Consider the following 26381-nt stretch of genomic DNA (forward strand, 5'->3'; position numbering starts at 1 on the left):
GCCGCCCGGCCGGGGTCATGGAGGCGCAAAGAATCTCCGCCGTCCTACGACCCGTACGCCGCTTCGTGTTTGAGGGGCCGCTCGTCGGTCACCCGCACGGAAGACGCATACGGCGACTGACTTACCACATATCGACATCGGGAGTGAGCGGAGATGAGCAGCATGGAGAACTGGCGCATGCACGCCGCCTGCCGCGAGGAGGACCCGGACCTGTTCTTCCCCATCGGGAGCACGGGCCCGGCCCTCGTCCAGACCGAGGAGGCCAAGGCCGTCTGCCGGACCTGCCCCGTCCAGGCCGCCTGCCTGGAATGGGCCCTGGAGAACGGACAGGACTCCGGCGTCTGGGGCGGTCTGTCCGAGAACGAACGGCGCGCCCTGAAGCGCCGCAACCGCCGCCGGGCGGAGGCCCGGGGAGGCGGCGCGGCCTGATCCCCCTCCGCAGGGCATCCCCCCGCGGGGCGGGCGGGGCGCCCGGCTCGGAGCCCGGAGCGGGGACATCACCGCCACGGGTTCTTCATCCGGGAACCAGTGGGTAGACGATGAGCCATGGACTCCACCGTTTGGCTCGGTCTCGCCGCCGTGGCCGCGCTGCTCATGCTGGCCGTGGCCGTCGTCCTCCTCGTGCGGGTCTTCAGAGCCCGGAAGCTGCTGGTCGAGGCCGGAATCCCGCTGCGCAGCAAGGCCCTGGTCTGGGCGGCCGTTCTTTACACCGTGTCGCCGATCGACCTCCTGCCCGATCCGGTCTACCTCGACGACATCGGCTTTCTGCTCGTCGCCCTGCGCTCGCTGCACGCGGCCGCCTCGGCTGCGGGACTGCGTCAAGGCGCGGGCGACCGGGCGAAGACGTCGGCGGAAAGCCGCCCGGACGCGGTGTTCTAAAGCGCTCGTACCACCGCGGCAGCGCTCGTACCGGCTTCCGGCCCGACCGGTCCCACCGGTCCGTCCTCCGGCCTCCGAGGCCGGGTCGTTCTCCGGCAGCGGGAACGGGGTTTCGTCCCCAGCCCCGTGGCCGGATGCCGCCCTCCGGCCGCGGGGACCGCTCCGTTCCGCCGGGGAGGCCGTCGCCGACTTCCCCGGCGCCCCCGACGGACGACACCGGGCGAGTACCCGCGCGGGAAGGCCCCCGGCAGCCGCCGTGCTCCGGGGGCCTTCCCGCGCGCCCGGCCGCATCCGCCCGGCCCTCCTCCTCCCCGCGTCCTCCGGTTCCCGCGTCCTCCGGCGGGGCGGCGTCCGCCGGCCGCCGCGACGGAAGCGCCCCCGGACCTCCGTACCCGGCCCCCGGGGCGGCGGGGGCAGGGCGGAGGTCCGGGGGCGCGGGGTCCCTGGGCGGCGCGGCCTCAGCGGGCCACGGTCGCCAGGATGACCTTCCCCCCGCCGACCGTTTCGCGGATCCGCACCTCCTGCGCCAGCCGCTGGACCATCGGCCAGCCGAACCCACCGGTGCGCCCGGTCAGGTCGGGCGTGCGGTTCCGGGGGCGCGCCGGGCTCGGGTCGGTGACCCGGACATGGACACCCCTGCGGTCGGCGGTCAGCCACAGGGCGGTGACGGCGCCCGCGTGCCGGACGGCGTTGGTGACCAGCTCCGAGACGAGGAGCAGGAGGTTCTGCACCATGTGGGTGGTCGGCGCCGGATGCAGGCGGGCGACGAACGCGCTGACCGCGTCCCGTGCGTCGGCGGCCATCTCCGGGCGGCAGACGAAATCGGTACGGGTCTCACCGTCCGGTGACATGGTCATGAGCATGCGGTCGTTCATAGCGTTCACCCCGTCGCGTGAGCTTTCTGGCTGACGTTCGGGTACCCCGGAACCCGCCGTTCATGGAAGGGGCCCGCGGGGAGCACGTACGTTCCCTCGAACGGCTCAGCCCCCCCGCCGAGCCGGTCGCGCAGGACCCGCCGGGCCGGAACGGTCGGCCCCGCGCTCCTTTCGCCGGCCCGGGGCGGCGGGGGGCGGGGGTCGTCCGCAGCGCGCGCCCCCGGCCTCCGGGGCCCGTCGTCGAACTGCCCTGCCGGGCGACGGCGGCTCGATGGCAGGCCCTGAGGAGACAGCCCTTAGGCTGGACCGATGCGCTCCCCGTCCGCCCCGAGCGGCCCCCGTACGCACGTGAGCGGACCCGCCTCGCGCCCGAGCGGCCCCCGTGCGAACCGGCTCCGCCTGCCGTGACCAGCGAGACCCGGACGCTTCCCGCGCTCGCACCCGGTTCGGTGGAGACCCCGTTCGTCATCCAGGACTACGGCGAGGTCGTCTCCCACGACACGCGGTGGGACGCGCACTCCCACCCCTTCCACGAACTCCTCTGGAACGAGCGCGGCGCCTCCACCGCGGTGGTGGGCGAACGCGTCTGGATGATCACCCCCGCCCTCGGCCTCTGGATGCCCGCCGGCACGCTGCACACCGGCTCGGCGAGCGCCGGCACCCGGCTGCGGGCCAGCTTCTTCGGCTTCCGCACCACCGCGTCGATCTCCGACACCCCGGTCGCCGTCGAGATCACCCCGCTGCTGCGTCTGCTGCTGGAGAGGCTCGGGGAGCCCGCTCTCGCCGCCGCCTCGCGGGCCGCGACCGAGGCGCTGGTGCTCGATGTGCTCATCCCCTCGCCCCGCGAACTCCTCGTGCGCGTCCCCTCCTCGGCCCTGCTCCGTCCGATCGCCGACGCGGTGCGCGAGGACCCGGCCGACCAGCGGACGCTCACGGAGTGGGCCGCGGCGCTCGGCGTCAGCGCCCGTACCGTCACCCGTGCGTTCACCGCCGAGACGGGCGCCGGCTTCGCGCGGTGGGTGGCGGCGGTCCGCGCCCAGCACGCGATCGGCCTGCTGGCCGCCGGATGGGACGTGGAGAGCGTGGCCGAACAGGTCGGCTACCGCTCGGCCAGTGCGTTCGGCGCGGCCTTCCGGCGTACGACGGGACTCACCCCGGGGAGCTTCTGCCCGGAGTGAGCCGGGCGGCGGGTCCGGATCGGGACGCGGTCACCGGGGGGCGCCGCACCGGAGCGACGCCGCCCAGGGGGCGGTGGGGCGGCGCCCGCATGGGCGCACCCGTGGATGTCCGTTCCGCTACACGGGGTGTCCGTAACGCTTGATTGCGACAAGCGTGCCCCTCTCATAAAGTTCCAAGGCAAGCCTTACCTAAGTCGTTCATGCAGTCGTCGTCCAGTGCGTCACGCCGGGTACTCCCCGCCCCCGACGTGCGGGCCGTGGCGCCCCCGACATCCGGAAAGCCGGGTACACACCCATGTCTTCACACCGCCTCCCCCTGCTCATCGTGGCGGCCGCCCTCGTCGGCGTCTCCGCCTGCGGCGGCACCTCCGACGCCGGGACCAAGGGCGAGAGCCGCTCCGACGGCGCCTTCCCCCTGACCGTCGAGCACGCCCTGGGCACGACCACCATCCCGGCCAAGCCGAAGCGCGTTGCGACCGTCAACTGGGCCAACCACGAAGTGCCGCTCGCGCTCGGCGTCGTACCCGTGGGCATGGCGGCGGCCGACTTCGGCGACGACAACGACGACGGCGTGCTGCCCTGGGTCGAGAAGAGGCTCGACGAGCTGAAGGCCAAGACGCCGGTGCTCTTCGACGAGACGGACGGCATCGACTTCGAGGCCGTCGCCGACACGAAGCCGGACGTCATCCTGGCCGCGTACTCGGGTCTGACCAAGAAGGACTACGAGACCCTCAGCGAGATCGCCCCCGTGGTCGCCTACCCGGACGCCGCCTGGGCGACGCCGTGGCGCGAGATCGTCCGGACGAACAGCAAGGCGATCGGGCTGGCCGACGAGGGCGAGAAGCTGATCAAGAAGCTCGACGGGGACATAGCCGAGACCGCCGCCAAGTACCCGCAGCTCAAGGGCAAGTCGGCGATGTTCATGACGCACGTGGACCCGAACGACGTCAGCCAGGTCGGTTTCTACACCGCCCACGACACCCGTACGCAGTTCTTCCAGGACCTCGGCATGAAGATCCCCGGCTCCGTGGCGAAGGCGTCCGAAGGCACCGACAAGTTCGCCCTCACCAAGAGCGCCGAGCAGATCGACGCGTTCGACGACGTCGACATCATCACCGGGTACGGGGACGAGACCGGTGAACTGCTGAAGACGATCACCGAGGACCCGCTGCTCTCGAAGATCCCCGCCGTCGAGCGCGGCTCCACCTACTTCCTGCCCGGCAGCAGCAGCCCGCTGGCCACCGCCGCCAACCCGACGCCGCTGTCCATCGGTTACGTGCTGGACGACTACGCCGCCGCCCTCGCCGAGGCCGCGGACAAGGTCAAGTGACCACGCCCGACACCCGTACCCCGCCGGACGCCGTGACCAGGCGTCCGGCGGGCGTGCGCCTGCTCTGGGTCCTGCTCTCCGTGCTCGCCCTGGCCGCCGTCATGGTGGCCTCCGTCGCCCTCGGCTCCCGCGACGTACCGTGGTCCGACGTCGTCGCGGCCTTCGGCGGAGCCGACGACACCCTGGGCCGGGCGGCGGCGACCAAGCGCATCCCCCGTACGGTCCTCGCCGTCGTCCTCGGAGCGGCGCTCGGCCTCGCCGGCGGGGTGATGCAGGGCGTCACCCGCAACCCGCTGGCCGACCCGGGCATCCTCGGCGTCAACATGGGGGCCTCCCTCGCCGTCGTCACGGGGGTGGCGTTCTTCGGCCTCACCTCGCCGACCGGCTACATCTGGGTCGCCATCGCGGGCGCCGCCCTCTCCGCCCTGTTCGTCTACACGGTCGGCGCCCTCGGCAGGGGAGGGGCCACCCCGCTCAAGCTGGCGCTCGCCGGGGCCGCCACGTCGGCCGCGTTCGCCTCGCTCGTCAGCGCGGTCGTCCTGCCGCGCAACGACATCGCCGGAAGCTTCAAGCTCTGGCAGATCGGCGGAGTCGGCGGGGCGTCCTTCGAACGCGTCGGCCAGGTCGCGCCGTTCCTCGTCGTCGGCTTCGCCGTCTGCCTGCTCTCCGCCCGCGCCCTGAACTCCCTCGCCCTGGGCGACGAGCTGGCGGCCGGACTCGGCGAACGGGTCGCCGTGGCACGCGCCGTGGCCGCCGCCGGGGCCGTCCTGCTGTGCGGAGCGGCCACCGCCGTCGCCGGGCCGATCGGGTTCGTCGGCCTCGTCGTCCCGCACACCTGCCGGCTCCTCGTCGGCGTGGACCACCGCTGGCTCCTGCCGCTGTCGACCGTGCTCGGCGCGGTCCTGCTCACCGCCGCCGACGTCGTCGGCCGCATCGTGGCACGCCCCTCCGAGGTCGACGTCGGCATCGTCACGGCCCTCGTCGGGGCCCCGTTCTTCATCTACATCGTCCGCCGACAGAAGGTACGTGCCCTGTGAGCGCCCCTGTCCTCACCCGGCCCGCCTCCGTCGAGGCCGCCACCCGCCGCCGTGTCCGGGGCGCCTCGCGCCGCCGCCGCGTCGTCCAGGTCCTGGCCCTCCTCGTCGTCGCCGCGTTCGCCGTGACCCTCATGGCGGGCCGGACCTCCTACCCGCCCGGCGACGTGCTCCGGGTGATACTCGGCGAACAGGTGCCCGGCGCGTCGTTCACGGTGGGCCGGCTGCGACTGCCCCGCGCGTCCCTCGCCCTGATCGCCGGATTCAGCTTCGGCCTGGCCGGCGTCACCTTCCAGACGATGCTCCGCAACCCGCTCGCCAGCCCCGACGTCATCGGCATCAGCTCCGGGGCCAGTGCCGCCGCGGCCATCGCCATCGTCACCCTGTCCCTCGGAGAGGTGCAGGTCTCCGTCCTCGCCATCGCCGCCGGACTCGGCGTCGCCCTCCTGGTGTACTCCCTGGCGTTCCGGGACGGCGTCGTGGGCACCCGGCTCATCCTCATCGGCATCGGGATCTCCGCGATGCTCGACAGCATCACCTCCTACGTGCTGTCCCGGGCCGCCGAATGGGACCTCCAGGAGGCGATGCGCTGGCTGACCGGCAGCCTCAACGGAGCCACCTGGGAACAGGTGCTCCCCGCGCTCGCCGCCGCGGCCGTCCTCACCCCGCTGCTGCTCGGCCAGGCCCGCAACCTCTCCGCCCTCCAACTCGGCGACGACACCGCCTCCGCCCTCGGCGTACGGGTGGAGCGCACCCGGATCACCGTGATCGTCGCCGCCGTCGGGCTCATCGCCTTCGCCACGGCCGCCGCCGGCCCCGTCGCGTTCGTGGCGTTCCTCTCCGGGCCCATCGCCGCCCGGATCACCGGAGCGGGCGGCTCGCTGCTCCTGCCCGCCGGACTCGTCGGCTCACTGCTCGTCCTCGTCGCCGACTTCACCGGACAGTTCGCCTTCGGCGAGCGCTACCCGGTCGGCGTCGTCACCGGCGTCCTCGGAGCCCCCTACCTCGTCTACCTGATCATCCGCACCAACCGGGCGGGAGGCTCGCTATGACCACGCACCACCGACTGACCGCCGAAGGGCTCACCCTCGGCTACGGCGACCGCACCGTCGTCGACTCCCTCGACCTGGCCGTACCGCCCGGCCGGATCACCGTGATCGTCGGCGCCAACGCCTGCGGCAAGTCGACGCTGCTGCGCTCCATGTCCCGGCTGCTCGCCCCCCGGGCGGGGCGGGTCGTCCTGGACGGCAAGGAGGTGCACCGGCTCCCCGCCAAGGAGCTGGCCCGCACCCTCGGACTGCTGCCGCAGTCCCCCGTCGCCCCCGAGGGCATCACCGTCTCCGACCTCGTCGGCCGCGGCCGCCACCCCCACCAGTCCGTCTTCTCCCGCTGGAACGAGAAGGACGACGCCGCCGTGGCCGCCGCCCTGGAGGCCACCCACACCGAACCACTGGCCGAACGCGCCGTGGACGAGCTCTCCGGCGGCCAGCGCCAGCGCGTGTGGATCGCGATGGCCCTCGCCCAGCAGACCGATCTGCTGCTGCTCGACGAGCCGACCACCTTCCTCGACGCCAGCCACCAGATCGAGGTCCTCGACCTCCTCACCGACCTGAACCGCTCGCGCGGCACCACCATCGTGATGGTCCTGCACGACCTCAACCTCGCCGCCCGGTACGCGGACCATCTGATCGCCCTGGCCCACGGCGGCCTCCACGCCTCCGGCGCCCCCGCCGAGGTACTGACGGAGGAGACCGTACGGGCCGTCTTCGACCTCGACAGCCGCATCATCGAGGATCCCGTCTCCGGACGGCCCCTGATGCTCCCGATCGGCCGCCACCACGTCCTGGACCCGACCGGGGCTCGGCCCGCGGGGGAGGCGGCCCGCTGAGCGCCGGAGCGCGCGCCCCCCTGATCGGCTGACTGCACCGTGTCACTGACATGTTTCGAAGGGTGACGGGGGATGCAGGGGAGGTCGGGTGCCGGGCCCCCGCCCCGGCACCCCCCTTCCTCGAAGCGGTCATTGGGAGAACCTCGGTGGAGAACACCTCGGTGCAGAACAAGGAAACCGTACGGAGCTGCCCGTTCGACTACGCGGAGCGGCTGGAGTTCGACCCCCAGCTCAGGCGATTGCTGACCGAGGAGCCGGTGTCCCGTATCCGGATGGCGTACGGAGAGGGCGAGGCCTGGCTGGTCACCCGCTACGAGGACGTCCGCACGGTCACCACCGACCGGCGCTTCAGCCGCAGTGCCGTCCTCGGCCGGGACTTCCCCCGCATGACCCCGGAGCCCATCGTGCAGGCGGAGTCCATCAATCTCATGGACCCGCCCGCCAGCAGCCGCCTGCGCGGCCTGGTCGCCAAGAGTTTCACCCCGCGCCGCGTCGAGCAGATGCGCGGCGGCACCCAGCGCGTGGTCGACCGGCTGCTGGACGAGATGGCGGACGCGGGCTCACCGGCCGACTTCGTCGCCCGCGTCTCCGCACCGCTGCCGCTGATCACCATCTGCGAGGCGCTCGACATCCCCGAGGCCGACCGCCCCTGGCTCCGTGCCCACGCCATGACCATGATGAACGTCGGAGCCGCGGGCAAGCAGGACGCCGTACGGGCCAAGGCGGAGCTGCGCGGCTACTTCCAGGAGCTGACCGCCGACCGGCGCCGCTCCCCGGGCCAGGACCTCATCAGCACCCTCGCCACCGCCCGGGACGGCGCCGAACTGCTGGACGACGACGAACTGGCCGTCATGGCGATGGTCCTGCTCATCACCGGTCAGGACACCACCACCTACCAGCTCGGCAACATCGCCTACACCCTGCTCACCCGTCCGGAGCTGCTGCACTCCCTCCGGACCGAACCGGCGCGGCTGCCCCGCACCCTGGAGGAGCTGCTGCGCCACATCCCGTTCCGCAAGGGCGTCGGCATCCCGCGCGTCGCCCTGGAGGACGTGGAGCTCGGCGGCGTCCTCATCAAGGCCGGCGACGTGGTCCACGTGTCCTATCTGACGGCGAACCGGGACGCCGCCAAGTTCGACCGCCCCGACGAGCTGGATCCCGACCGCCCGTCCATCCCCCACATGACGTTCGGCTGGGGCGCCCACCACTGCCTGGGCGCGCCGCTGGCCACCATGGAACTGGAAGTGGCCTTCTCCACGCTGCTGACCCGCTTCCCGGCCCTGCGTCTGGACGTGCCGCCCGAGGACATCGAGTGGAACACGACGTCCATCTGGCGTTACCCGCTCGCCCTGCCCGTCACCTGGTGACGAGAGGCTCCGCTCCGAAGACCGAGGAGAACCCATGGCGACCCTGTGCAGACCCGCCATCGCTGTGCCCGAGCACGTCATCACGATGCAGCAGACCCTGGATCTGGCGCGGGAGACCCACGCCGGGCATCCGCAGCGCGACCTCGTCCTGCGGCTCATCCAGAACACCGGTGTCCAGACCCGGCACCTCGTGCAGCCCGTCGAGGAGACCCTGAAGCACCCCGGGTTCGAGGTGCGCAACCGGGTGTACGAGACCGAGGCCAAGGCCCGGGTTCCCGACGTCGTCCGCCGGGCCCTCGCCCACGCCGGGACCGAACCCGGCGAGATCGACCTCATCGTCTACGTCTCCTGCACCGGCTTCATGATGCCCTCGCTGACCGCGTGGATCATCAACACCATGGGGTTCCGGCCCGAGACCCGCCAACTGCCCATCGCCCAGCTCGGCTGCGCGGCGGGCGGCGCGGCGATCAACCGCGCACACGACTTCTGCCGGGCCTACCCCGGGTCCAACGTCCTCATCGTCTCCTGCGAGTTCTGCTCGCTGTGCTACCAGCCCACCGACATCGGCGTCGGCTCGCTGCTCTCCAACGGGCTGTTCGGCGACGCCCTCTCCGCCGCCGTCGTACGGGGCCGGGGCGGCACCGGCATGCGCCTGGAGCGCAACGGCTCCCACCTCGTCCCCGACACCGAGGACTGGATCTCCTACGCCGTCCGCGACACCGGCTTCCACTTCCTGCTGGACAAGCGGGTTCCCGGCACCATGGAGATGCTCGCCCCGGTCCTCCAGGACCTGGTCGACCTGCACGGCTGGTCGGTCCCGGACATGGACTTCTTCATCGTCCACGCCGGGGGGCCGCGGATCCTGGACGACCTCTGCCGCTTCCTGCACCTGCCGCCGGAGATGTTCCGCTACAGCCGGGCCACCCTCACCGAACGCGGTAACATCGCCAGCTCCGTCGTCTTCGACGCGTTGGCCAGACTCTTCGACGACGGCGGAGCGGCCGAGGACGCGCAGGGGCTCATCGCCGGCTTCGGGCCCGGCATCACCGCCGAGGTCGCCGTGGGCAGTTGGGCGAAGCACGACCTCCCGGCCGCCGCCGCGCACGACCTCGACGACCTGGAGCTGGCCGGCGGCGTTGCGCTGTCCGGCTGAACCCGCTAAGGCGGCTGGCGGACGGGGACGAAGGAACGGGTGTTCGCGCTTCGCGGACGCACTCGTTCCGTGAACGGACCCCCCACCCCGAGGAGACCGCATGCGCCTGCCCGCCCGATGGGCCACGGCCGCCCTGCTGCTGATCGTCCCGCTGATCGGCGCCCCCGCCACGGCCTCGGCCGACAGCGGACCGGAAGGGGTCCGGGTGGAGCAGTCCACCCGGGCCGTGCCCGGGCAGTACATCGTCACCCTGGAGCCCGGGCTCCCGTCGGACGCCGTCCTGCGGGAGCTCGGGCTCGACCCGTTGTTCCGTTACGGGAACGTCCTGCACGGCTTCGCCGCCTCGCTCACCGCCTCGGAACTCGAAGCGGTACGGACCGCCCCCGGCGTCCTCGCCGTCGAGGAGAACGCCGAGGTGACCGTGGACGCGCCCCGGTCCGGTGTCGTCTTCCGAGCCCCCGCCGCCGGCTGGGGCGCCGACCGCATCGACCAGCGCGCCCTGCCGCTGGACGGAGCCTTCACCACCACGGCCACCGGCAAGGGCGTGAAGGCGTACGTCGTCGACACCGGGATCGACGCCGCGCACACCGAGTTCGGCGGCCGGGTCGTGCAGGGGTACGACGCGGTGGGCGACGGCCGTGACGGCATGGACTGCAACGGGCACGGCACGCACGTGGCGGGCACGGTCGGCGGCGGGACGGCCGGCGTGGCCCGGGAGGCCTCGCTGGTCAACGTACGCGTCCTGGACTGCGAGGGCCGGGGCACCTGGGCCGGTATCCTCGCCGGATTCGACTGGGTCGCCGAGGACGCCGAACGCACCAGGACCCCCGCCGTGCTCAACGCCTCGCTCGGCGGGGCCCGTTCGACCTCCGTCGACGCGGCGGTGGAGTCCGTCGCCGCCGCCGGCGTCCTGCCCGTCGTGGCCGCCGGGAACGACGCCCGGGACGCCTGCGACGTCTCCCCGGCCGCAGCGGACGGCGTGGTCGCGGTCGGGGCGAGCGACCGGCAGGACCGCGCGACCTCCTTCAGCAACCGGGGCCCCTGTGTCGCGCTGTACGCACCCGGCGCCGACATCGTCTCCGCCCGGCTCGGCGGCGGCGCCGTCTCGCTGAACGGCACCTCCATGGCCAGCCCGCACGTCGCGGGCGTCGCCGCGCTGTACAAGCAGGAGAACCCCTCCGCCGCCCCCGCCTCGGTCGCGCGGTGGCTGACGGACACGGCCACCCCGTCCGTGCTCTCCGGCCTCGGCCAGGGCTCGCCCGACCGGCTGCTGTTCACCGGCGGCCTCTGACGGGCCTCCCGGCCCGCCGGCCCACCGGTCGGCCGGACCGCCCGCGGGCGGGGAGCGGCGAACGGCGGAACCCGCTCCCCGGCCCTGGAACCCGGCCCCCGCCCCGCCGGGCCCGCCCCACCGGCGCCGCTCCCGCGGTGGGCGCCGCCAGGATCGCGGGGCGGGCGCGGCTGCGGCACAGTGGGCACATGGACGACCTCAACGCACTCGCCGAGGAACACCTGGCCGCCGCCCGCGCCTCCGCGCACGGCCGCAGCGCCCACCTCCTGCTCCAGCAGCCCCCCTTGCGGCAGACGGTGATCGCCCTCACCGAGGGGACCGCGCTGGACGAGCACAACGCGCCGCCCGCGGCATCGCTGCTGGTCCTGCGCGGCAGCGTCCGCGTCACCGCCGCCTCGGGCGACGCCGACCTGCCGGCCGGGGTCCTGTACCCGGTTCCGCGGGAGCGGCACGGGATGCTGGCGCTGCGGGACGCGGTGGTCCTGCTCACCGCGGTCAACGACTGACCGCGCCCCCGCCCGCGCCCGCGCAGCGCGGGCGCGTCGGAGGGGGAGGGGTGTACACCGGTCGGGGCGAGGCAGGAGAGGATCGAGCGGAGTCGGCGCGTCCGGAGAGGGACGAGCCGCGCCGCCCGCCGCACCCGTCCACGTACCCGGAGTACCAGCTTGCCGACCCAGACCGCGTCCGCCGCGGACAGCACCGCCCCCGCCGGACGCACCGCACCGCACCGGCGCTGGTTCACCGCCCTGGGCCGCACACCGGTCTCGCTGTGGAACGACGACGTCACCGACTGGGCCGCGGCCCTGACGTACTACGCCATCCTCGCCCTGCTGCCCGCGCTCCTGGCCACCGTGTCCGTCATCGGCCTGGCCAACCCCGACGCGACCAGCGCCCTGATCGCCGACATCACCGCGTTCGCCCCCGCCGAGTCCGGCGAGGCGCTGCGCAGGCCGCTGGAGGCGGCGACCGAACAGCGCTCCGCCGTCTGGCTGCTCGTCGCGACCGGGTCCGTGAGCGCCGTGTGGTCCGCGTGCAGCTACCTCGCGGTCTTCCGCCGGGCGATGCACGCCATGCACGGCGTCCGGGACACCCGTCCGCCGCTGCGCCAGGCGCACATCATCGTCGTCTCCGCCATCGGCCTGCTCCTGCTGCTGATGACCAGCGCCTTCGCCCTCGTGATGACGGGCCCGCTGGCCCGCTGGCTCGGCCGCCGCGCCGGTCTGCCGCACGAGGGGGAGACCCTGTGGGCGGCGATGAAGTGGCCGCTGCTGGTGTTCCTCGTCGCCTGCCTGATCATGGTCCTCTTCAGCACCGGCCCCCGTTCCGCGCGGGGCGTCCGCCGGGGCCTGCCCGGCGGGATCCTCGCCGCGTTCTGCTGGCTGGCCGCCTCGGCGCTGTTCGCCCTGTACGCCACCCGGGTCGGCAGCTACAGCAGGCTGTACGGCTCGCTCGCCGGACTCGTCGTCTTCCTCATCTGGGTCTGGTTCGCCAACCTCTCGCTGCTGGCCGGAGCCCAGTTCAACGTCGAGCTCCAGCGGCAGCACCCGGGGCGCGCGACGGGGGAGGCGGAGCCCGCGGCAGCGGAGGGGAAGCCCGTCACGGCCGCAGAATGAGCCGGAGCGGGTCGCCCTCCTTGGTCTCCATCCGCCGCACCGCCGACGCCGCCTCGTCCAGCGGCAGGACGTCGGTGATCGACCGGGAGAAGTCCAGCCGGCCGCCCTCGGCGAGCCGGACGAGCTGCCTCACATGGTGGCCCTCCGAGCCGTAGTGGCCCAGGATCCGCTGCTGGAAGTAGCTGAACAGCGTGCCCTGGGAGACCGTCAGCGGCTGATCGGTCAGCCCCACCAGCACCAGCCGCCCCTTCGGGGCCAGTACGGTCAGCGCCTGCTCGCGGGCCGGGGGAACCCCGGCGAAGTCGAACGCGGCCGACAGCCCCACGCCGTCGCTCACCCCGAGCACCTTCTCGCGCAACCGCGGATCGGCGGGGTCCAGTGCCAGGTCCGCCCCGAACTCCCGAGCCCGCCGCCGGGCCGCCGGAGCGGGGTCCACCGCGACGACCGGGTACGCGCCGACCGCCCGCAGCAACTGCACGGCGTGCGCGCCGAGACCGCCCGCGCCCCAGACGCCCACGGCCTCCGCCGGCCGCACCCCGCCGGTGGCGGTCACCGCAGCCCACGGCGTCGAGACCGCGTCCGGGATGATCGCCGCCTGCTCGAAGGGGAGCGAGTCGGGGAGGGCCACGAGGGTGGACGCGGTGGCGAGGGCGTACTCGGCCCAGCCGCCGTCGTAGTCGACCCCCCGGGTGTACGTCCGGCCCCGGCGCTCCTCGCCCGCCTGGAGCACCACCCGCGCCCCCGGGGACCAGCCGGCGACGTCCGGCCCGGTCTCCGCCACGGTCCCGGCCACCTCGTGGCCCAGGGTGACCGCGTCCCCTTCCGCGTACATCGGACGCAGCGTGCCGTCGACGAGGTGCACGTCGGAGAGGCAGACCCCCGCGGCCTCCACCTTCACCAGCACTTCGCCGGGTCCGGGGACGGGCCTGTCCACCTCCTCCACGACGAGGGAGCGGCTGGAGAGGTGGAGACGCGCGGCGCGCATGCGTTCCATGACGGGTCCTTACGGTTCGGATCGGCGGACTATCGCAAGTCGCCTTGCTTTAAAACGTAAAGCGGTCCTGCTACTAAAGCAAGTGAGCTTGCGATACGGTGCGCGGATGAGCGCCGAGCACATCCCCGCCCCCCTGCGCCGCCGGGGCGAACCCATGCGGCAGGCTGTCCTGGCCGCGACCGTGGACCTCCTCGCCGCCGAAGGGCTCGCCGGTACCACGGTCGCGGCGGTCGCCCGGGCGGCAGGGGTGCACGAGACCTCCGTGTACCGGCGGTGGAAGACCCGCGAGAACCTGCTGCTGGACGCCCTCGGCTCGCACGCCGACGACGCGCTGCCCGCACCCGACACGGGGGACGTGCGCCGGGACCTGGTCCAGCTGATGTCGGCGGTCGCGGGCTACCTCTCCTCGCCGCAGGGCGCGGCCCTGCTCCAGCTCGGCGCCTCCCCCGACGCGGAGGCCGTCGCGGCGGAGCGCCTGCCCTACTGGGACGCCCGGCTCCGGCACGGCGAGGACATCGTGCGGCGCGGGGTCGAGCGCGGGGAACTGGACCCGGACACCGACCCCCGGCTGGTGGCCGAGATGCTGGCGGGGCCGCTGTTCGCCCGGGTCCTGCTGACCGGTGCACCGCTGGAGGAGGGGCTCGCGCGCCGGATCGTGGGCCTGGCGCTGGACGGCGCGCGACCCCGTACCGGCTGACGCGCCCTCCGGGGCGGCCCGGGGGTCGCCTCTGCCGCGAGGAGACGCTCCCGCCGGGCCCGTGCGGAGCGATACGCCGGCGCCCGGGGCCGCTTTCGGGGCCGCGTGCACAGGGGGTCGGCTCCCTTCGGGAAAGGGTCGGCACAGGACACCGGTCGATGACGTTCGGTTGTCAATTCTTAACACTCGGTAATGATTTCCGTGCGTCGTGGCAGGGCCGGCCGCCCCTCGTTTCCTCTCCGGCCGCAGGGGTGCGCCCGCAAGGGGGTGGGCAGGTACAGGTGTGCGAACTCGCGCGAGCGGTACGGCAGTCGGCGGTAGAAGGGCGTGTGTGACGTGACGGAGCAGAGCGAATGGCGGTTCTCCGACGACCGGGGCCGGCAGTCGTCGGCACCCCGGCCGCCCGGGCGGGTGCTGGCCTACGTCCAGGCGGGCGCCACCCTCTGGGACCTGGGCGTCCGGCCGGTGGGAATCTTCGGATCCGACCACGACGGGCCGGCCCCCGACCCGGCGAAGACCGGAACCCTGCCGCTCGACGAGGTCGAGTACGCTGGTGCGGGCGGCGCCCTGGACGCCGAGCGGCTGCTGAGCGCCGGGCCGGATCTCGTGGTGGCCGTCAGCTATGGCGGCGGTCACGTCTACGGGCTGGCCCCCGAGACGGCCGAACACCTGGAGAAGCGGGTGCCGGTGGTGGTCCTCGACGTCGGCCGGGACCGTACGTTCGGGGAGATCGGCGACCGGTTCGCCGCACTGGCCCGTTCGCTCGGCGCGACGGACCGGCCGGGCGCGGACCGGGAACTCGACGCCGCCCGGGAGCGGCTGCGCGCTGTCGCCGCGCATGCCGACGCCCCCCGGGTGCTCGCGCTCTCCCCGGCGGGCCCGGACCGGGCGTACGTCGCACGCCCCGGAATGTGGCCCGAGCTGCGGGTGCTCACCGACCTGGGCGTCCGGGTCGTGGAACCGGCCGGGGGGCCGGGGGCCAACTGGGCCACGCTCGACCGCGCCGACGTCTTCGGCCTGCGCCCCGAGGTGGTCCTGGCGGACGTCCGCGCCCACGCCGCCCCGTGGGAGGAGTGGCGAGGGGACGAGGCCGCGTCGGCCCCCGTCGTCCCGTGGAACCCCGAACCCCTCTACGGGCCCCGCGACCACGCCCGGTTCCTGGGACTGGTCGCGGACGCCCTGGACGCGGCGCGGGCGAGCTGAGCCGGGACGCCCTCGCCGGGCGTCGTCAGGAGGCGGGGACCAGGCCGTCCGCGACCAGGCCGGCGAGCACCGCCTCGCCCAGCGCCTGGACGGCGGACCGGGGCCGGACCATCACGGTGAACTCCTTGATCCGGCCCGCCTCGTCCAGGTGCAGCAGGTCGATGCCGTGAATCTCCTTGCCGCCCACCGTCGCCCGGAACAACAGGACCGCCGACGGGGCCTCGGCTCCGTCGGCGCTCGTCTGCGAGACGCCCCTGAGCTCGCCGACGTAGCGGAAGTCCTCGAACGTGCGCAGCAGGACGCCGAAGAGGCCCAGCACCGCCGGGCGGCCCTCGAACGGGGTGAACTTCACCGGGCTGTAGAGCCGGACGTCCTCGGTGAAAAGGCCGTCCAGGGCGGCCAGGTCGCGATCGTCGACGGCGGTGCGGAAGCGGTCCACTGCGGTGGTCATGTGTCCTCCTCGGTGCGGTGCGTCCTCGGCGGGCGCACGGCGGAGCCGATGCGCTGCTTGGTCATCAATCTGACTGGTCAGTTTCATGACTACCATGAGAGCCGGTGTTCCGGACAGGGGCGGCCCGGCGGGAAGGGCCGGGGGCGCATCCGGGCCGGACGGAGAGGGAGGCGGTCCGATGGCGTTGCGGCATGCGGTGCTGGCGGCGCTGCTCGACGAGGAGTTGAGCGGTTATCAGCTCGCCAAGGTGTTCGCGGCGGGCGTCGCGAACTTCTGGCACGCCAAACCGCAGCAGGTCTACGCGGAGCTGGCGAAGCTGGAGAAGGGCGGGCTGGCGGCGGGTCGCCGGGTCGCCCAGGAGGGCCGCCCCGACAAGCGGCTGTTTTGTGTCACCGCGGCGGGGCTGGCCGAACTGGAGCGCTTCGCGTCCGCGCCGTCCGCGCCCTCGTTCCTGCGGGAGGACCTGCTGGTCCAGGTGCAGGCCGCCGACCATCTCGACACCGACGTGCTGATCGACCGGCTCGCCGAGCGGTACGCCCGCGCCGAGGCCAAGGCCGCGCTGTTCGAGGCGCGGTTGCGCGCGATGCGGGGGGAGTTCGACGAGGCGGAGTTCCTGCTGCGCGGGGCGCGCGTGGGCCCGTACCTCACCTGTCGCCGGGGCAGGGACTTCGAACGCGCCAACCGCGACTGGTGCCGGGAGGTGGCGGAGGTGCTCCGGGCGCGGCGGAAGGCCCGCCCCGGGGCCTGACCGGCCTCGGCATCCGGGCTCCGCCCGAGGAGCGCGGGCCGCCTCCCAAGGTGTCCGCGACTTTCCCGAAAATATTCTGCAAAATTACTTTGGGAAAGTGTTCCGGCTGTTCTACGCTGCGGTCATGGACAGCGAAGCCGGTCGTCGCACACTCGATCCCGTGGAGGACGGGGCCGCCTTCAAGGCGCTCACCCACCCCCTCCGCCTCACCCTGCTCGGGCTGCTGCGGCAGCACGGCCCGGCCACCGCCAGCGAGCTGGCGGCCAGGACGGGGGAGTCCTCGGCTTCCACCAGCTACCACCTGCGCGTGCTCGCCAAGTACGCGTTCGTCACCGAGGCCGACCACCGCGACGGCCGCGAACGCCGCTGGAAGTCCGTGCACGCCATGACCTCGTGGAGCAACGAGGCGATGCGCCGCAGCCCCGGCGGCAGCGCGATCCTCGACGTCCTGCACCGCCGCCAGATCGAGCACCTCCAGCAGTCGTTGGACCGCCACGAGGCGGACCTGGAGAGCGGCCTGCTGGCCGAGGAGTGGCAGGAACCCTCGGGCATCAGCGACCTGATGCCCCGGCTCACCCCGGAGTCCCTCGCCGAACTGTGGGAGGCGATCCGGGCGAAGACGGACGAGCTGGCCGCCCGCGACGCCGAGGACCCCCGCGCCGAACGGGTCGTCCTGTTCACCGCCGGACTGCCGCTGGCCTCGGATCCGGCGGCCGGTGCGGCGCCGGGGACCGCCCCGGACCGCGCGGACGCCTCCGCCGGCCCTGAGGCACCGGACGCCGGAAGACCGGACGCCGCCGCCGGAGACACGCCATGACGCGCCGACCGGTCCTCCCCGCCGCCCACGGGAGCGGCCTCGACGAGGCGACCGCGCGCCGCCGGTACGCAGCGGTCTCTTTCCTCTTCTGGTTCCCCATCGGCATGTCCATCGCCCCCGGAGTGCTCCTCTTCACCGAACGGGGCATGGGCCTCGCCGCCATCGCGGGCTTCTACGCCGTGCACTCCCTCACCGCCGCCGCGATGGAGCTGCCCACCGGCGGCCTGTCCGACGTCATCGGGCGACGCCCCGTCCTGGCCGTCGCCGGACTGCTCAACCTCACCGCCTTCACCCTCATCGGCCTCGGCGCGGCGGGCTGGGCCATCGCGCTCGGCATGGGGCTGATGGGACTCGCCCGCGCCCTGTCCAGCGGACCCGCCGAAGCCTGGTACGTGGACACCGTCCACGCCCACGCGGGGCCCGGCGCCGACCTGCGTACGGGCCTGGCGCGCGGCGGATCCGCCACCTCGGCCGCCCTCGCCCTCGGCACCCTGCTCGGCGGCGGACTGCCCTGGCTGCTCGGGCTCGCCCCCGGCACGGGGGAGCGGCTGACCGAGGCGACCGGCGGGCTCGTGATCCCGCTCTCCCTGCCGGCCCTGTCCGGTGCGCTGGTCGAGCTCGTCTTCGTCCTCTACGTACTCAGCTCCCTGCCCGAGCCGCCCCGGCCCCGCACCACCTTGCGCCGCGTCGTGGGCGGGGTGCCCGCCGCCATCGCCGCCGGTCTCCGGCTCGGCGCCCGCGATGCCCTGATCCGGCGCATCCTGCTGACCGCGAGCGCCGCCGGGGCCGCCCTCGCCGCCGTCGAACTGCTCACCCCGGGCCGGGCCGCCGCCCTCATGGGGACCGCGGAATCCGGGGCCCTGGTCTACGCCGGGCTCGCCTGCGCGGGATTCCTGTGCTCCGCGATCGGCAGCCAACTCGCCCCGCTCGTCGCACGGTTCTCCGGCGGCAGTGAGCGCGCGGTGCTCGTGAGCCTCGGCTTCACGGTGCTGGGGCTGACCCTGCTCGGGATCACCGCGCACACGATGAGCGCTCCCGCCACGGCGCTCGCCGTCACCGGCTACGGGCTCGTCTACCTGGGACTCGGAGCGGCGGGCCCCAACGAGAACGACCTGCTGCACCGCCGCGTCGAGGCCTCCGGGCGCGCCACCGCCCTCTCCGTCCAGTCGCTCTCCCTGCAACTGGTCGCCGCCGGGGCGGGACTGGGCGCGGGCGCCCTGCCGCCGGGCCCGCTGCCCTGGCTGATCGCCGCCGCCGCCGTGCTGGCCGGCGCCCTCCTCTGGGTGCGCCGGGCCGCTCCCGCGAAGCCGCTCCCCGACGCCGCTCCCCGTACAAAGGCGGCGGCGGTGAACCCGTAGGGCGCGACGCCCCGGTGAAATGTGCAGGAATCCTGTCCGGCGGAACCTCCGACACCGCCGCCCCCTCGTGCCCCCCTCTTGAGGAGAACCGCCCCCATGCCCGACCACGGCGAACTGCTGGTCATCGGTGAATGCGTGGCCGACATCGTCCAGCTCCCCGGCGAGGCCCCCCGGGTCCACCCGGGCGGCAGCCCCGCCAACGTCGCGTACGGCCTGGCCCGCCTCGGCCACCGCACCACCCTGCTCACCCAGCTCGGCCCGGACGGCAACGGGCGGCTCATCCGGGAGCACCTGGCCTCCGCCGGGGTCGAGGTGCGCACCGACGGCTCCGCCACCGCCACCCCGTCGGCCCTCGTCACCCTCGACGCGGCCGGACGGGCCACGTACGCCTTCGACGTCGCCTGGGACCTCTCCCCGGTCGCCGCCGCACCCGCGCCGGCTCATGTGCACACCGGGTCGATCGGGGCGGTGGCCGAGCCCGGATCGACCACCGTCCTGGGTCTCGTGCGCGAGGCCCGGGCCGCCGCGACCGTCAGCTACGACCCCAACGTGCGGCCCGCCCTCATGGGCGACCGCGCGAGGGCCGTCCGCCGGGTGGAGGAGTGCGTGGCGCTGAGCGACCTGGTCAAGGCGAGCGACGAGGACCTGGAGTGGCTGTACCCGGGGGAGCGGCCGGACCGGGTCGCGGAACGCTGGCTGGGGCTCGGCCCCGCCGCCGTGCTCGTGACCCGGGGCGGTGAGGGGGCGCTGGCCGTCCTGCCCGGCGACCGGATCGCCCTCCGGGCGCCGGCGGTCGAGGTCGTCGACACCGTCGGGGCGGGCGACGCCTTCATGTCGGGAGCCCTCCACGCCCTCGCCGCGCACGGGCTGATCGGCCGGGGCGCGCGGGAGCGGCTGCACGCCGTGGCCCGGGACGCCGTGGCCGACGTCCTGCGCCACGCGGTCGCCTCCGCCACCGTGACCGTCTCCCGCGCCGGGGCCAACCCGCCCGGCGCGCACGAGCTCCACGAGGCTCTCACACACAACTGACACCCCGTCATGACCCGTTCGGCGCAGTCGAACGCATCCTCGTGAGACGTTCCGCCGTTCGTCAACCGGATGCAGTACGACAACGGGATCGGGGCGACGGGTGGCGAGGAGACGGACGGCCGGCGGCGGTACGGGGCCGGGAGCGCGGGCGGGCGCCTTAGCGGCCGGAGCGCGCACGGCGGTGCTGCAGAGCGTGGCCGGCTGGGTGCCGGGCGCACCGGTCCCCAACGACCGGCTCCCCGCCGGCTGGGAGGTGGACGACGCCTGGGTCCGGCGCCGGACCGGCATCGGCAGCCGGCACCGCGCCGGACCGGACGTCGCGACGGGCGACCTCGCCTACGAGGCGGCGGCCCGGCTGCTGGCCCGCGCCTCGGAGAGGGGCGAGGTGGACGCGGTGGTCCTCGCCACCGCCACCCCAGACCACCTCTGTCCGGGCACCGCGCCCGCGCTCGCGGCCCGGCTCGGGCTCGGCACCGTACCGGCCCTGGACATCGCCGCCGTCTGCAGCGGCTTCGTCTACGGCCTCGCCGTCTGCCACGGCCTGGTCGCCTCGGGGCTCTACGAACGCGTCCTGCTGGTCGGCGCCGACGTCTACTCGACCTGGCTCGACCCCGCCGACCGCTCGGCGGGCGTCGTCTTCGGCGACGGGGCGGGCGCCGCCCTCGTGGCGGCGGGGCTGCCGGGCGACCCCGGGGAACTGCTCGCGTTCGACCTGGGCAGCGACGGCACGGGCTACGGCCTGATCACCGTCCCCGCCGGCGGCGCGCGGGCACGGGCGAGCGGCAAGCCGCCGGACCTGGGCGACGCGTACTTCCGCATGCAGGGCGCCACCGTCTACCAGCACGCCGTCGAACGGATGACGGGCTCCTGCCGGACGCTCCTGGAGCGTGTCGGATGGGAACCGGCCGAGGTCGACCGCTTCGTGCCGCACCAGGCCAACGCCCGCATCCTGCGCGCCGTCGCGGAGCGCGTCGGCATCGCCCCGCAGCGCTGCGTGACCCATCTGGAGCGGGTCGGCAACACCGGCGCGGCCTCCATCCCGCTGGCCCTGGCCGACGCGGCGGACGAGGGCCTGCTCCACCCCGGCGACCGGGTGCTGCTCACCGCCTTCGGGGGCGGATTGACCTGGGGCTCGGCGGCACTCCGCTGGCCCGGGACCCCGCAGACCATGTGCACGGATTCGATGGAAGGAACACAGCATGTCACTCCCCTCTGATCAGGGCGCCGGAGCCCGGACCCGCGCCGCCGTCGCGGTGACGGGCATCGGCCTGGTGACACCCGCAGGGGCGGACGAGCACAGCTTCTGGGAGGGACTGTGCTCCGGGCACTCCACCGCCCGGCGGTGCGAGGAACTGGCCGGGCTCCCGGTCGACTTCGCGTGCCCGGTCGACGGCATCGACCTGGACGCGGCGGTGGGCGGCCGGTCGGTGTGGCGGATGGCCCGGTTCGTGAAGCTGGCGGTGGTGGCCGCCCGGCAGGCCGTCGCCGACGCCGGTCTCGACCCGGCCCGCTGGGACGGCGGCCGGGTCGGCGTGGTGCTCGGCGTGGGCGTCGGCGGCGTCTCCGTACTCGTCGACAACGCCGCCAAGCTGGCGGCCTCGGGGCCCGACGCGGTCTCCCCGCTGCTCGTCCCGATGATGATCCCCAACGCGGCGGCGGGCGAGGTGGCCATCGCGCTGAAGGCGGGCGGCCCGAGCCTCGCCCCCGCCACCGCCTGCGCCTCCGGGGCCACGGCGCTCGCCGTCGCCCGTGATCTGCTGCTGAGCGGAGACTGCGACGTGGTGGTGGCGGGCGGCGCGGAAGCGGTCCTGACCCCGCTGGTGGTCACCGCCTTCGCCCGCATGGGCGCGCTGTCGACCCGCGCGGGGGATCCGGCGGCCGCCTCCCGCCCGTTCGCCGCCGACCGGGACGGCTTCGTCATCGGCGAGGGGGCGGCCCTGCTCGTCCTGGAACGCGAGGAAGGGGTACGCGCCCGCGGCGGCCGTCCACGCGCCCTGCTCACCGGGGCCGGCTCCAGCACGGACGCCCACCACCCCACCGCACCGGCCCCCGACGGCCACGGCGCCCAGCGGGCCGTCCAGGCGGCGCTGGACCAGGCGGGCTGGGCGCCGGGCGACGTCGACCACATCAACGCCCACGGGACCTCCACGCCCCTCAACGACGCCATGGAGACCGCCCTCGTCTCCCGGCTCTTCCCGCACCGGCCTTCGGTCACCGCCCCCAAGGGCGTCGTCGGGCACACCCTGGCGGCGGCGGGCGCGATCGAGGCGGTGGCCACCGTGCTGACGCTGGAACGTTCCGCCGTTCCGCCGATCGCCAACCTGGACGCGCTGCCCGACGCCTTCCCGCTCGACTGCGTGACGAAGGAACCCCGCCACCAGCGGGTCGAGACGGCGCTCAGCCACTCCTTCGGCTTCGGCGGCCACAACGTCGCCCTCGCCTTCCAACGCGCCTGATATACGAGGGCATTTCAGGACGGCGGGGGGTGTCCTCGCCGTTCCTTGATCGTTACTGTGTTGTGACCGTACCCAAGAACGACGCGGCCTCGCCGTCCACGAACGACCTGCTCACCGCTGTGCTCTTCGGGCCGAACTTCGGCCGGGAGCACGGTTGCTGGCGTCGCCTGCTGACTACAGAACCGTTTCGCCGCTCCGGTGGCGGCACCCCTGACGAACGACTCGCCCTCTCCTACCACCGGTTGCGCATCCTCAACAGCACGCTCGACAGCGGCGCGAGGGTGGCCGCCGACCCCCGCGCGCTGTCCGCCCTGCACGAATGGCTCGGCCCCGTCGACCCGGCGTTGACCACGGTGGCGGGCATCCACTACAACCTCTTCCTCGGCAGCCTCCTCGACCACGACGCGGACACCCCGCGCGACCTGTCCGACTTCCTCGCCCTGCGCCGCGTGGGCACCTTCCTCTGTACGGAGGTGGCGCACGGCAACGACGCGGCGGCGATCGAGACGACCGCGACGTACGACCGCGAACGCGACGGCTTCGTGCTCCACACCCCGCACGCCGGGGCGCAGAAGTTCATGCCCAACACCAGCCCCGCCGGCGGCCCCAAGTCCGGTGTGGTGGCGGCCCGGTTGATCGCCGACGGCGCCGACCACGGGGTCTTCCTCTTCCTCGTCCCGCTCACCGACGCCCACCGCCCCCTCCCGGGCGTGCGGGTGCGGCGGCTGCCCGCCCGGATGGGCTCCCCGGTCGACCACTGCCTGACCTCCTTCGACCGCTGCTTCGTCCCGCGCGACGCGCTGCTCGCCGGGCAGCAGGGGCGGATCGGCGAGGACGGCCGCTTCCGCAGCGAAGTCCCCAACCGCAGAAGGAGGTTCCTCGCCTCGATCGGCCGGGTCACCCCCGGCAAGCTCTCCATGAGCGCCTGCGCGGTCGGCTCCGCCCGGGTCACCCTGGCGATCGCCGTCCGGTACGCCGGGCACCGGATGATCTCCGCGTCCCGCGCCGCCCGGCAGGTCCCGGTGTACGCGCACCGCACCCACCACGGCCCGCTGGCCGCCGCGATGGCCACCGTCTACGCGATGAGCCTGCTGCACCGCAGGGCCCTGGACCGCTGGGAGTCGGCCCCCGAGTCCGACCGGGACGACGCCGAACGCCTGGTCGCCGTCGCCAAGGGGTGGATCACCTGGCAGGCCCGTGACGTCATCGTCGAGTGCCGCGAACGGTGCGGTGCCCAGGGGCTGTTGGAGAACAACGGGATGACCGAGCTGTTCACCGGCATCGAGGGCGCCATCACCGCCGAGGGCGACAACCTGGCGGTGCACGCCAAGGCCGCCGCCGAGATGCTCTTCAGCGCCACCGAACGGGAGGCCGTCGGGGGCGACGGGCCCGGCGACCTGGCGGACCCCGCCTTCCTCGGCCGTCTGTTCGGGGTCGTCGAGGACCTCTGGTTCGCCCGCGCCCGCGAGCGGATGAGCGCCGCCCCGCCCGGCGATCCGCTCGACCGCTGGAACGCCGCCTCCCCGGCCGCCCTGCGCGGCGTCGAGGCCCATGCCTACCGCCAGGCGGACGAAGCGTACGGCGAGGCCGTGGCCGGGCTTCCCGAGGGCGAGGCGCGCGAACGCCTCGCCGAGCTGCGCCGGCTCTTCGCGCTCCGGTGGATCGACCGCAACAGCGGCGACCTGCTCGCCGCCGGACGGCTGACCGCCGACCAGGTCGCCTCTCTGCCCGACGCGGTGGAGGAGGCGGTCGCCGTCGTCGCCGGACACACCCCCTCGCTGGTGGCGACCTTCGCCCTTCCCGAGCGCCTGATGTCGGACTGGCCGATCGCCGGTCCCCGGTACGCGGACGTCTACGACGACCCCGAGGGCCCCTGGCACCGGAGGCGCAGAGCGGGGGTCCGGGGGCGGGCGGCGGACTTCCGGCGGCCCGTCTGCGGCAGCAGGAGGCGCCCCCTGCGCGAGAAGGTCGCCGCGCTCGGCACCCGGGGGGTGCTGCTGGCGTACTGGGGGACCGCGTCCGTGCTCGCCCGGTGGTTCGAGAAGCCGCAGGTGGGCGCTGACGAATCGGTTCACCGGAAGGCGTAACCGGAATATCTTCATCCAGTTATTTCGGAAGACGGGCCGGCGCGTCCGCCCGCCCCTCGCAGTACACCGCACACACCCATGGAACGCCGACGAGAGGAATCGCCATGACCACCATCCACCCCAAGATCACCGAGGTGCTGACCGGGACGTTCAAGGTGCCCGCCGCCGAGATCCTGCCGGAGTCCACCATGGACAGCCTGGAGATGGACTCCCTCGCGGTCGCCGAGTTCGCCGTCATCATCAAGGAGACCCTGGGCGTCACCGCCGACTCCGAGAAGCTCTACAAGGACGCCACGCTGGCCGACATCACCGCGTACATCGACGCGGCCGTCGGCAGCGCGGCCGAAGCGACGGTGCCGGTGAGCAACACCCGATGAAGCGACCCGCCATCGCCGTCACCGGGCTGGGAATGATCACCCCGGTCGGCCACACCACCGACACCACCTGGGACGGGGTCCTCGCCGCCGTCTCGCCCGCCGCGACCGTCCCCGGACTGGACGGCTGCGCCGTCGACTTCGCCTGCACGGTCTCCGGTATCGACCTCGACGAAGCGGTCGGCGGCCGGTCCGCGTTCCGGATGGGCCGGTACGTCAAGTTCGCCCTCCTGGCCGCCCGCGAGGCGGTCGCCGACGCCGGGCTCGACCCCGCCCACTGGGACGGCGCCCGGGTCGCCGTCGTCGTCGGCACCAGCAGCGGAGGATCCGCCGGGCTCACCGAGCAGGCCGTCGTGCTGGAGCGCCGCGGCCCCGAGGCCACCTCGCCCTCGGGCATCCTGCTGACCATCCCGAGCATGCCCGCCGCCGAGATCGCCATCGACATGAAGGCCACCGGCCCCAGTCTCGCCCCCTGCACGGCCTGTTCGTCCGGGGTGACCGCGCTCTCGGTGGCCCGGGACATGCTGACGCTGGGCCACTGCGACATCGCCCTCGCCGGCGCCACCGAATCGATCGTCTTCCCGGTCGCCATGACCGGCTTCGGCCGCTCCGGCGCGGCGGCACCGCGGGACGGCGACCCCGCCCGGCTCTGCCGCCCCTTCGCCGCCGACCGGGCCGGGCTCGTCATGGGCGAGGGCGCCGCCGTCATGGTCCTGGAACGGGCCGAGGACGCCTGGGCCAGAGGAGCCGCCCCGCGCGCGCTGATCGCCGGGACCGGCGCCACCACCGACGCCCACCACCCCACCAGCCCCCACCCCTCCGGCGCGGTCGCGCGGGAGGCCGTGGACGCGGCCCTGCGCGACGCGGGCTGGCAGGCCGAGGACGTCGACCACGTCAACGCGCACGGGACGTCCACCCCTCTCAACGACGCCACCGAGGCCGCGCTCATCGGCCGGGCCTACCCGCACCGGCCGCCCGTCACCGCCCCCAAGGGCGTCCTGGGCCACTGCATGGGGGCGGCCGGCGCCATCGAAGCGGGACTGACGATCCTCACCCTCCAGCACGGGGTGATCCCGCCGATCGCGAACCTGGACGCCCCCGAGCCCGGGTTCGCCATCGACTGCGTCACCAAGACCCCGCGCGTGACGCCCGTACGACGGGCCGTCAGCCACTCCTTCGGATTCGGCGGCCAGAACGCGGTGATCGCCCTCCAGGCCGCCCCCTGACCCAGGGGCCTCCCGCCCGGGCCGGGTGGACCACGGACTCCGGCGCCCGGGCGGAACCCCCGGGCCGGTGCGGCGGGCCGATCCCACGCCGCACCGGCCCCGCGCACCGGGCCGCCGCACCGCGACCGATCCGCGCGACGGTGCGTGATAGCTTGCCGGGGCCAGTCGAACCCCAGCGACGGGGTCAGGGAATCCGGTGCGAATCCGGAGCTGACGCGCAGCGGTGAGGGGGACGGGCGGGGCCACGGCCACTGGAGCGCACCCGCGCTCCGGGAAGGCGCCCCGCCCGGACGAACCCGAGTCCGAAGACCTGCTGGCGCCCCTGCCCGTACC

General features: G+C 74.1%; 25 protein-coding genes, 1 pseudogene and 1 riboswitch. Of the genes and pseudogenes, 23 read left to right on the top strand and 3 right to left on the bottom strand.

Features of this window, described 5'->3' with window-relative positions; translation table 11 throughout:
- Positions 1-162 precede the first annotated feature (162 nt).
- Both AMK24_RS26275 and AMK24_RS26280 read left to right on the top strand, forming a co-directional pair.
- A complete protein-coding gene (locus AMK24_RS26275) occupies positions 163-429 on the top strand; it encodes a WhiB family transcriptional regulator (RefSeq protein WP_073771458.1) in 267 nt (88 codons plus the stop codon).
- A gap of 117 nt (positions 430-546) precedes the next feature.
- A complete protein-coding gene (locus tag AMK24_RS26280; RefSeq protein ID WP_073771367.1) occupies positions 547-879 on the top strand; it encodes a YkvA family protein in 333 nt (110 codons plus the stop codon).
- A gap of 458 nt (positions 880-1337) precedes the next feature.
- Here the strand turns inward: AMK24_RS26280 and AMK24_RS26285 are convergent, their stop codons facing one another.
- A complete protein-coding gene (locus tag AMK24_RS26285; protein ID WP_073771368.1) occupies positions 1338-1754 on the bottom strand; it encodes an ATP-binding protein in 417 nt (138 codons plus the stop codon).
- 404 nt (positions 1755-2158) lie between these two features.
- On the opposite strand from AMK24_RS26285, the gene AMK24_RS26290 reads away from it, so the two are divergent.
- The 10 genes and pseudogenes from AMK24_RS26290 to AMK24_RS26335 all read left to right on the top strand — a co-directional run bounded on the left by AMK24_RS26290 (position 2159) and on the right by AMK24_RS26335 (position 12608).
- Positions 2159-2932 (top strand): helix-turn-helix transcriptional regulator, encoded by a 774-nt coding sequence (locus AMK24_RS26290; protein WP_073771369.1) that lies wholly within the window; start codon positions 2159-2161, stop codon positions 2930-2932.
- Positions 2933-3227: 295 nt separating this feature from the next.
- Positions 3228-4262, top strand: coding sequence for an iron-siderophore ABC transporter substrate-binding protein (locus tag AMK24_RS26295; RefSeq protein ID WP_073771370.1), 1035 nt, complete (start codon positions 3228-3230; stop codon positions 4260-4262).
- Positions 4259-5299: a FecCD family ABC transporter permease gene (locus AMK24_RS26300; RefSeq protein ID WP_073771371.1), complete on the top strand. Its 1041-nt coding sequence runs from the start codon at positions 4259-4261 to the stop codon at positions 5297-5299. The genes AMK24_RS26295 and AMK24_RS26300 overlap by 4 nt, the downstream gene beginning before the upstream one ends.
- Positions 5296-6348, top strand: a complete 1053-nt coding sequence (locus AMK24_RS26305; protein WP_073771372.1) for a FecCD family ABC transporter permease — start codon at positions 5296-5298, stop codon at positions 6346-6348. Before AMK24_RS26300 ends, AMK24_RS26305 begins: the two co-directional genes overlap by 4 nt.
- Positions 6345-7184, top strand: a complete 840-nt coding sequence (locus AMK24_RS26310) for an ABC transporter ATP-binding protein (RefSeq protein ID WP_073771373.1) — start codon at positions 6345-6347, stop codon at positions 7182-7184. The genes AMK24_RS26305 and AMK24_RS26310 overlap by 4 nt, the downstream gene beginning before the upstream one ends.
- Positions 7185-7330: 146 nt before the next feature.
- A complete protein-coding gene (locus tag AMK24_RS26315; protein WP_073771374.1) occupies positions 7331-8551 on the top strand; it encodes a cytochrome P450 in 1221 nt (406 codons plus the stop codon).
- Positions 8552-8576: 25 nt separating this feature from the next.
- Positions 8577-9704, top strand: a pseudogene (locus tag AMK24_RS26320) (type III polyketide synthase); the annotation flags it as partial.
- A gap of 100 nt (positions 9705-9804) precedes the next feature.
- Positions 9805-10995, top strand: coding sequence for a S8 family peptidase (locus AMK24_RS26325; RefSeq protein WP_073771376.1), 1191 nt, complete (start codon positions 9805-9807; stop codon positions 10993-10995).
- Between the two features lie 188 nt (positions 10996-11183).
- Positions 11184-11501, top strand: coding sequence for a cupin (locus tag AMK24_RS26330; RefSeq protein ID WP_073771377.1), 318 nt, complete (start codon positions 11184-11186; stop codon positions 11499-11501).
- A 159-nt stretch (positions 11502-11660) separates the two neighbouring features.
- A complete protein-coding gene (locus tag AMK24_RS26335) occupies positions 11661-12608 on the top strand; it encodes a YihY/virulence factor BrkB family protein (protein WP_073771378.1) in 948 nt (315 codons plus the stop codon).
- Here the strand turns inward: AMK24_RS26335 and AMK24_RS26340 are convergent.
- Positions 12592-13602 carry a zinc-binding dehydrogenase gene (locus tag AMK24_RS26340; RefSeq protein WP_073771379.1) on the bottom strand — a complete coding sequence of 337 codons (1011 nt, stop codon included), beginning with the start codon at positions 13600-13602 and terminating at the stop codon, positions 12592-12594. The genes AMK24_RS26335 and AMK24_RS26340 overlap by 17 nt on opposite strands.
- Before the next feature lie 106 nt (positions 13603-13708).
- Here AMK24_RS26340 and AMK24_RS26345 point away from each other — a divergent pair, with 106 nt between their 5' ends.
- Positions 13709-14299: a TetR-like C-terminal domain-containing protein gene (locus tag AMK24_RS26345; RefSeq protein ID WP_079190645.1), complete on the top strand. Its 591-nt coding sequence runs from the start codon at positions 13709-13711 to the stop codon at positions 14297-14299.
- Positions 14300-14635: 336 nt separating this feature from the next.
- On the top strand, positions 14636-15502 hold the full coding sequence (locus AMK24_RS26350; protein ID WP_073771380.1) for an ABC transporter substrate-binding protein: 867 nt from the start codon (positions 14636-14638) through the stop codon (positions 15500-15502).
- A gap of 25 nt (positions 15503-15527) precedes the next feature.
- Here AMK24_RS26350 and AMK24_RS26355 read toward each other — a convergent pair whose 3' ends face one another.
- Positions 15528-15953, bottom strand: coding sequence for a nuclear transport factor 2 family protein (locus AMK24_RS26355; RefSeq protein WP_073771381.1), 426 nt, complete (start codon positions 15951-15953; stop codon positions 15528-15530).
- Between the two features lie 178 nt (positions 15954-16131).
- Between AMK24_RS26355 and AMK24_RS26360 the strand changes: the two genes are divergently transcribed.
- The 9 genes from AMK24_RS26360 (at position 16132) to AMK24_RS26400 (ending at position 26048) form a co-directional block, all read left to right on the top strand.
- On the top strand, positions 16132-16701 hold the full coding sequence (locus tag AMK24_RS26360) for a PadR family transcriptional regulator (protein WP_073771382.1): 570 nt from the start codon (positions 16132-16134) through the stop codon (positions 16699-16701).
- Positions 16702-16825: 124 nt separating this feature from the next.
- Entirely contained in the window at positions 16826-17518 is a 693-nt protein-coding gene (locus AMK24_RS26365; protein ID WP_073771460.1) for a helix-turn-helix domain-containing protein, read from the top strand.
- Positions 17515-18876 (top strand): MFS transporter, encoded by a 1362-nt coding sequence (locus AMK24_RS26370; RefSeq protein ID WP_073771383.1) that lies wholly within the window; start codon positions 17515-17517, stop codon positions 18874-18876. Before AMK24_RS26365 ends, AMK24_RS26370 begins: the two co-directional genes overlap by 4 nt.
- Before the next feature lie 96 nt (positions 18877-18972).
- Positions 18973-19905 (top strand): carbohydrate kinase family protein, encoded by a 933-nt coding sequence (locus AMK24_RS26375; RefSeq protein ID WP_073771384.1) that lies wholly within the window; start codon positions 18973-18975, stop codon positions 19903-19905.
- A gap of 181 nt (positions 19906-20086) precedes the next feature.
- Complete coding sequence (locus AMK24_RS26380) at positions 20087-21121, top strand: beta-ketoacyl-ACP synthase 3 (RefSeq protein WP_073771385.1); 1035 nt, start codon at positions 20087-20089, stop codon at positions 21119-21121.
- Positions 21105-22361: a beta-ketoacyl-[acyl-carrier-protein] synthase family protein gene (locus AMK24_RS26385; RefSeq protein ID WP_073771386.1), complete on the top strand. Its 1257-nt coding sequence runs from the start codon at positions 21105-21107 to the stop codon at positions 22359-22361. The genes AMK24_RS26380 and AMK24_RS26385 overlap by 17 nt, the downstream gene beginning before the upstream one ends.
- Before the next feature lie 62 nt (positions 22362-22423).
- Entirely contained in the window at positions 22424-24448 is a 2025-nt protein-coding gene (locus AMK24_RS26390; protein WP_073771387.1) for an acyl-CoA dehydrogenase family protein, read from the top strand.
- A gap of 104 nt (positions 24449-24552) precedes the next feature.
- On the top strand, positions 24553-24825 hold the full coding sequence (locus tag AMK24_RS26395; RefSeq protein WP_073771388.1) for an acyl carrier protein: 273 nt from the start codon (positions 24553-24555) through the stop codon (positions 24823-24825).
- On the top strand, positions 24822-26048 hold the full coding sequence (locus AMK24_RS26400; RefSeq protein ID WP_073771389.1) for a beta-ketoacyl-[acyl-carrier-protein] synthase family protein: 1227 nt from the start codon (positions 24822-24824) through the stop codon (positions 26046-26048). Before AMK24_RS26395 ends, AMK24_RS26400 begins: the two co-directional genes overlap by 4 nt.
- A gap of 145 nt (positions 26049-26193) precedes the next feature.
- A riboswitch (cobalamin riboswitch) is annotated at positions 26194-26380 on the top strand.
- The last annotated feature ends 1 nt before the right edge of the window (position 26381 follow it).

The sequence above is a fragment of the Streptomyces sp. CB02366 genome, assembly GCF_001905905.1.
Taxonomy (GTDB): domain Bacteria; phylum Actinomycetota; class Actinomycetes; order Streptomycetales; family Streptomycetaceae; genus Streptomyces.

Excerpts from the sequence above, each read along its gene's own strand:
- AMK24_RS26275 (WP_073771458.1), top strand. The coding sequence starts at position 163 with ATGGAGAACTGGCGCATGCACGCCGCCTGCCGCGAGGAGGACCCGGAC.
- AMK24_RS26280 (WP_073771367.1), top strand. The coding sequence starts at position 547 with ATGGACTCCACCGTTTGGCTCGGTCTCGCCGCCGTGGCCGCGCTGCTC.
- AMK24_RS26285 (WP_073771368.1), bottom strand. The coding sequence starts at position 1,754 with ATGAACGACCGCATGCTCATGACCATGTCACCGGACGGTGAGACCCGT.
- AMK24_RS26295 (WP_073771370.1), top strand. The coding sequence starts at position 3,228 with ATGTCTTCACACCGCCTCCCCCTGCTCATCGTGGCGGCCGCCCTCGTC.
- AMK24_RS26310 (WP_073771373.1), top strand. The coding sequence starts at position 6,345 with ATGACCACGCACCACCGACTGACCGCCGAAGGGCTCACCCTCGGCTAC.
- AMK24_RS26325 (WP_073771376.1), top strand. The coding sequence starts at position 9,805 with ATGCGCCTGCCCGCCCGATGGGCCACGGCCGCCCTGCTGCTGATCGTC.
- AMK24_RS26330 (WP_073771377.1), top strand. The coding sequence starts at position 11,184 with ATGGACGACCTCAACGCACTCGCCGAGGAACACCTGGCCGCCGCCCGC.
- AMK24_RS26340 (WP_073771379.1), bottom strand. The coding sequence starts at position 13,602 with ATGGAACGCATGCGCGCCGCGCGTCTCCACCTCTCCAGCCGCTCCCTC.
- AMK24_RS26345 (WP_079190645.1), top strand. The coding sequence starts at position 13,709 with ATGAGCGCCGAGCACATCCCCGCCCCCCTGCGCCGCCGGGGCGAACCC.
- AMK24_RS26355 (WP_073771381.1), bottom strand. The coding sequence starts at position 15,953 with ATGACCACCGCAGTGGACCGCTTCCGCACCGCCGTCGACGATCGCGAC.
- AMK24_RS26360 (WP_073771382.1), top strand. The coding sequence starts at position 16,132 with ATGGCGTTGCGGCATGCGGTGCTGGCGGCGCTGCTCGACGAGGAGTTG.
- AMK24_RS26365 (WP_073771460.1), top strand. The coding sequence starts at position 16,826 with ATGGACAGCGAAGCCGGTCGTCGCACACTCGATCCCGTGGAGGACGGG.
- AMK24_RS26370 (WP_073771383.1), top strand. The coding sequence starts at position 17,515 with ATGACGCGCCGACCGGTCCTCCCCGCCGCCCACGGGAGCGGCCTCGAC.
- AMK24_RS26375 (WP_073771384.1), top strand. The coding sequence starts at position 18,973 with ATGCCCGACCACGGCGAACTGCTGGTCATCGGTGAATGCGTGGCCGAC.
- AMK24_RS26385 (WP_073771386.1), top strand. The coding sequence starts at position 21,105 with ATGTCACTCCCCTCTGATCAGGGCGCCGGAGCCCGGACCCGCGCCGCC.
- AMK24_RS26395 (WP_073771388.1), top strand. The coding sequence starts at position 24,553 with ATGACCACCATCCACCCCAAGATCACCGAGGTGCTGACCGGGACGTTC.
- AMK24_RS26400 (WP_073771389.1), top strand. The coding sequence starts at position 24,822 with ATGAAGCGACCCGCCATCGCCGTCACCGGGCTGGGAATGATCACCCCG.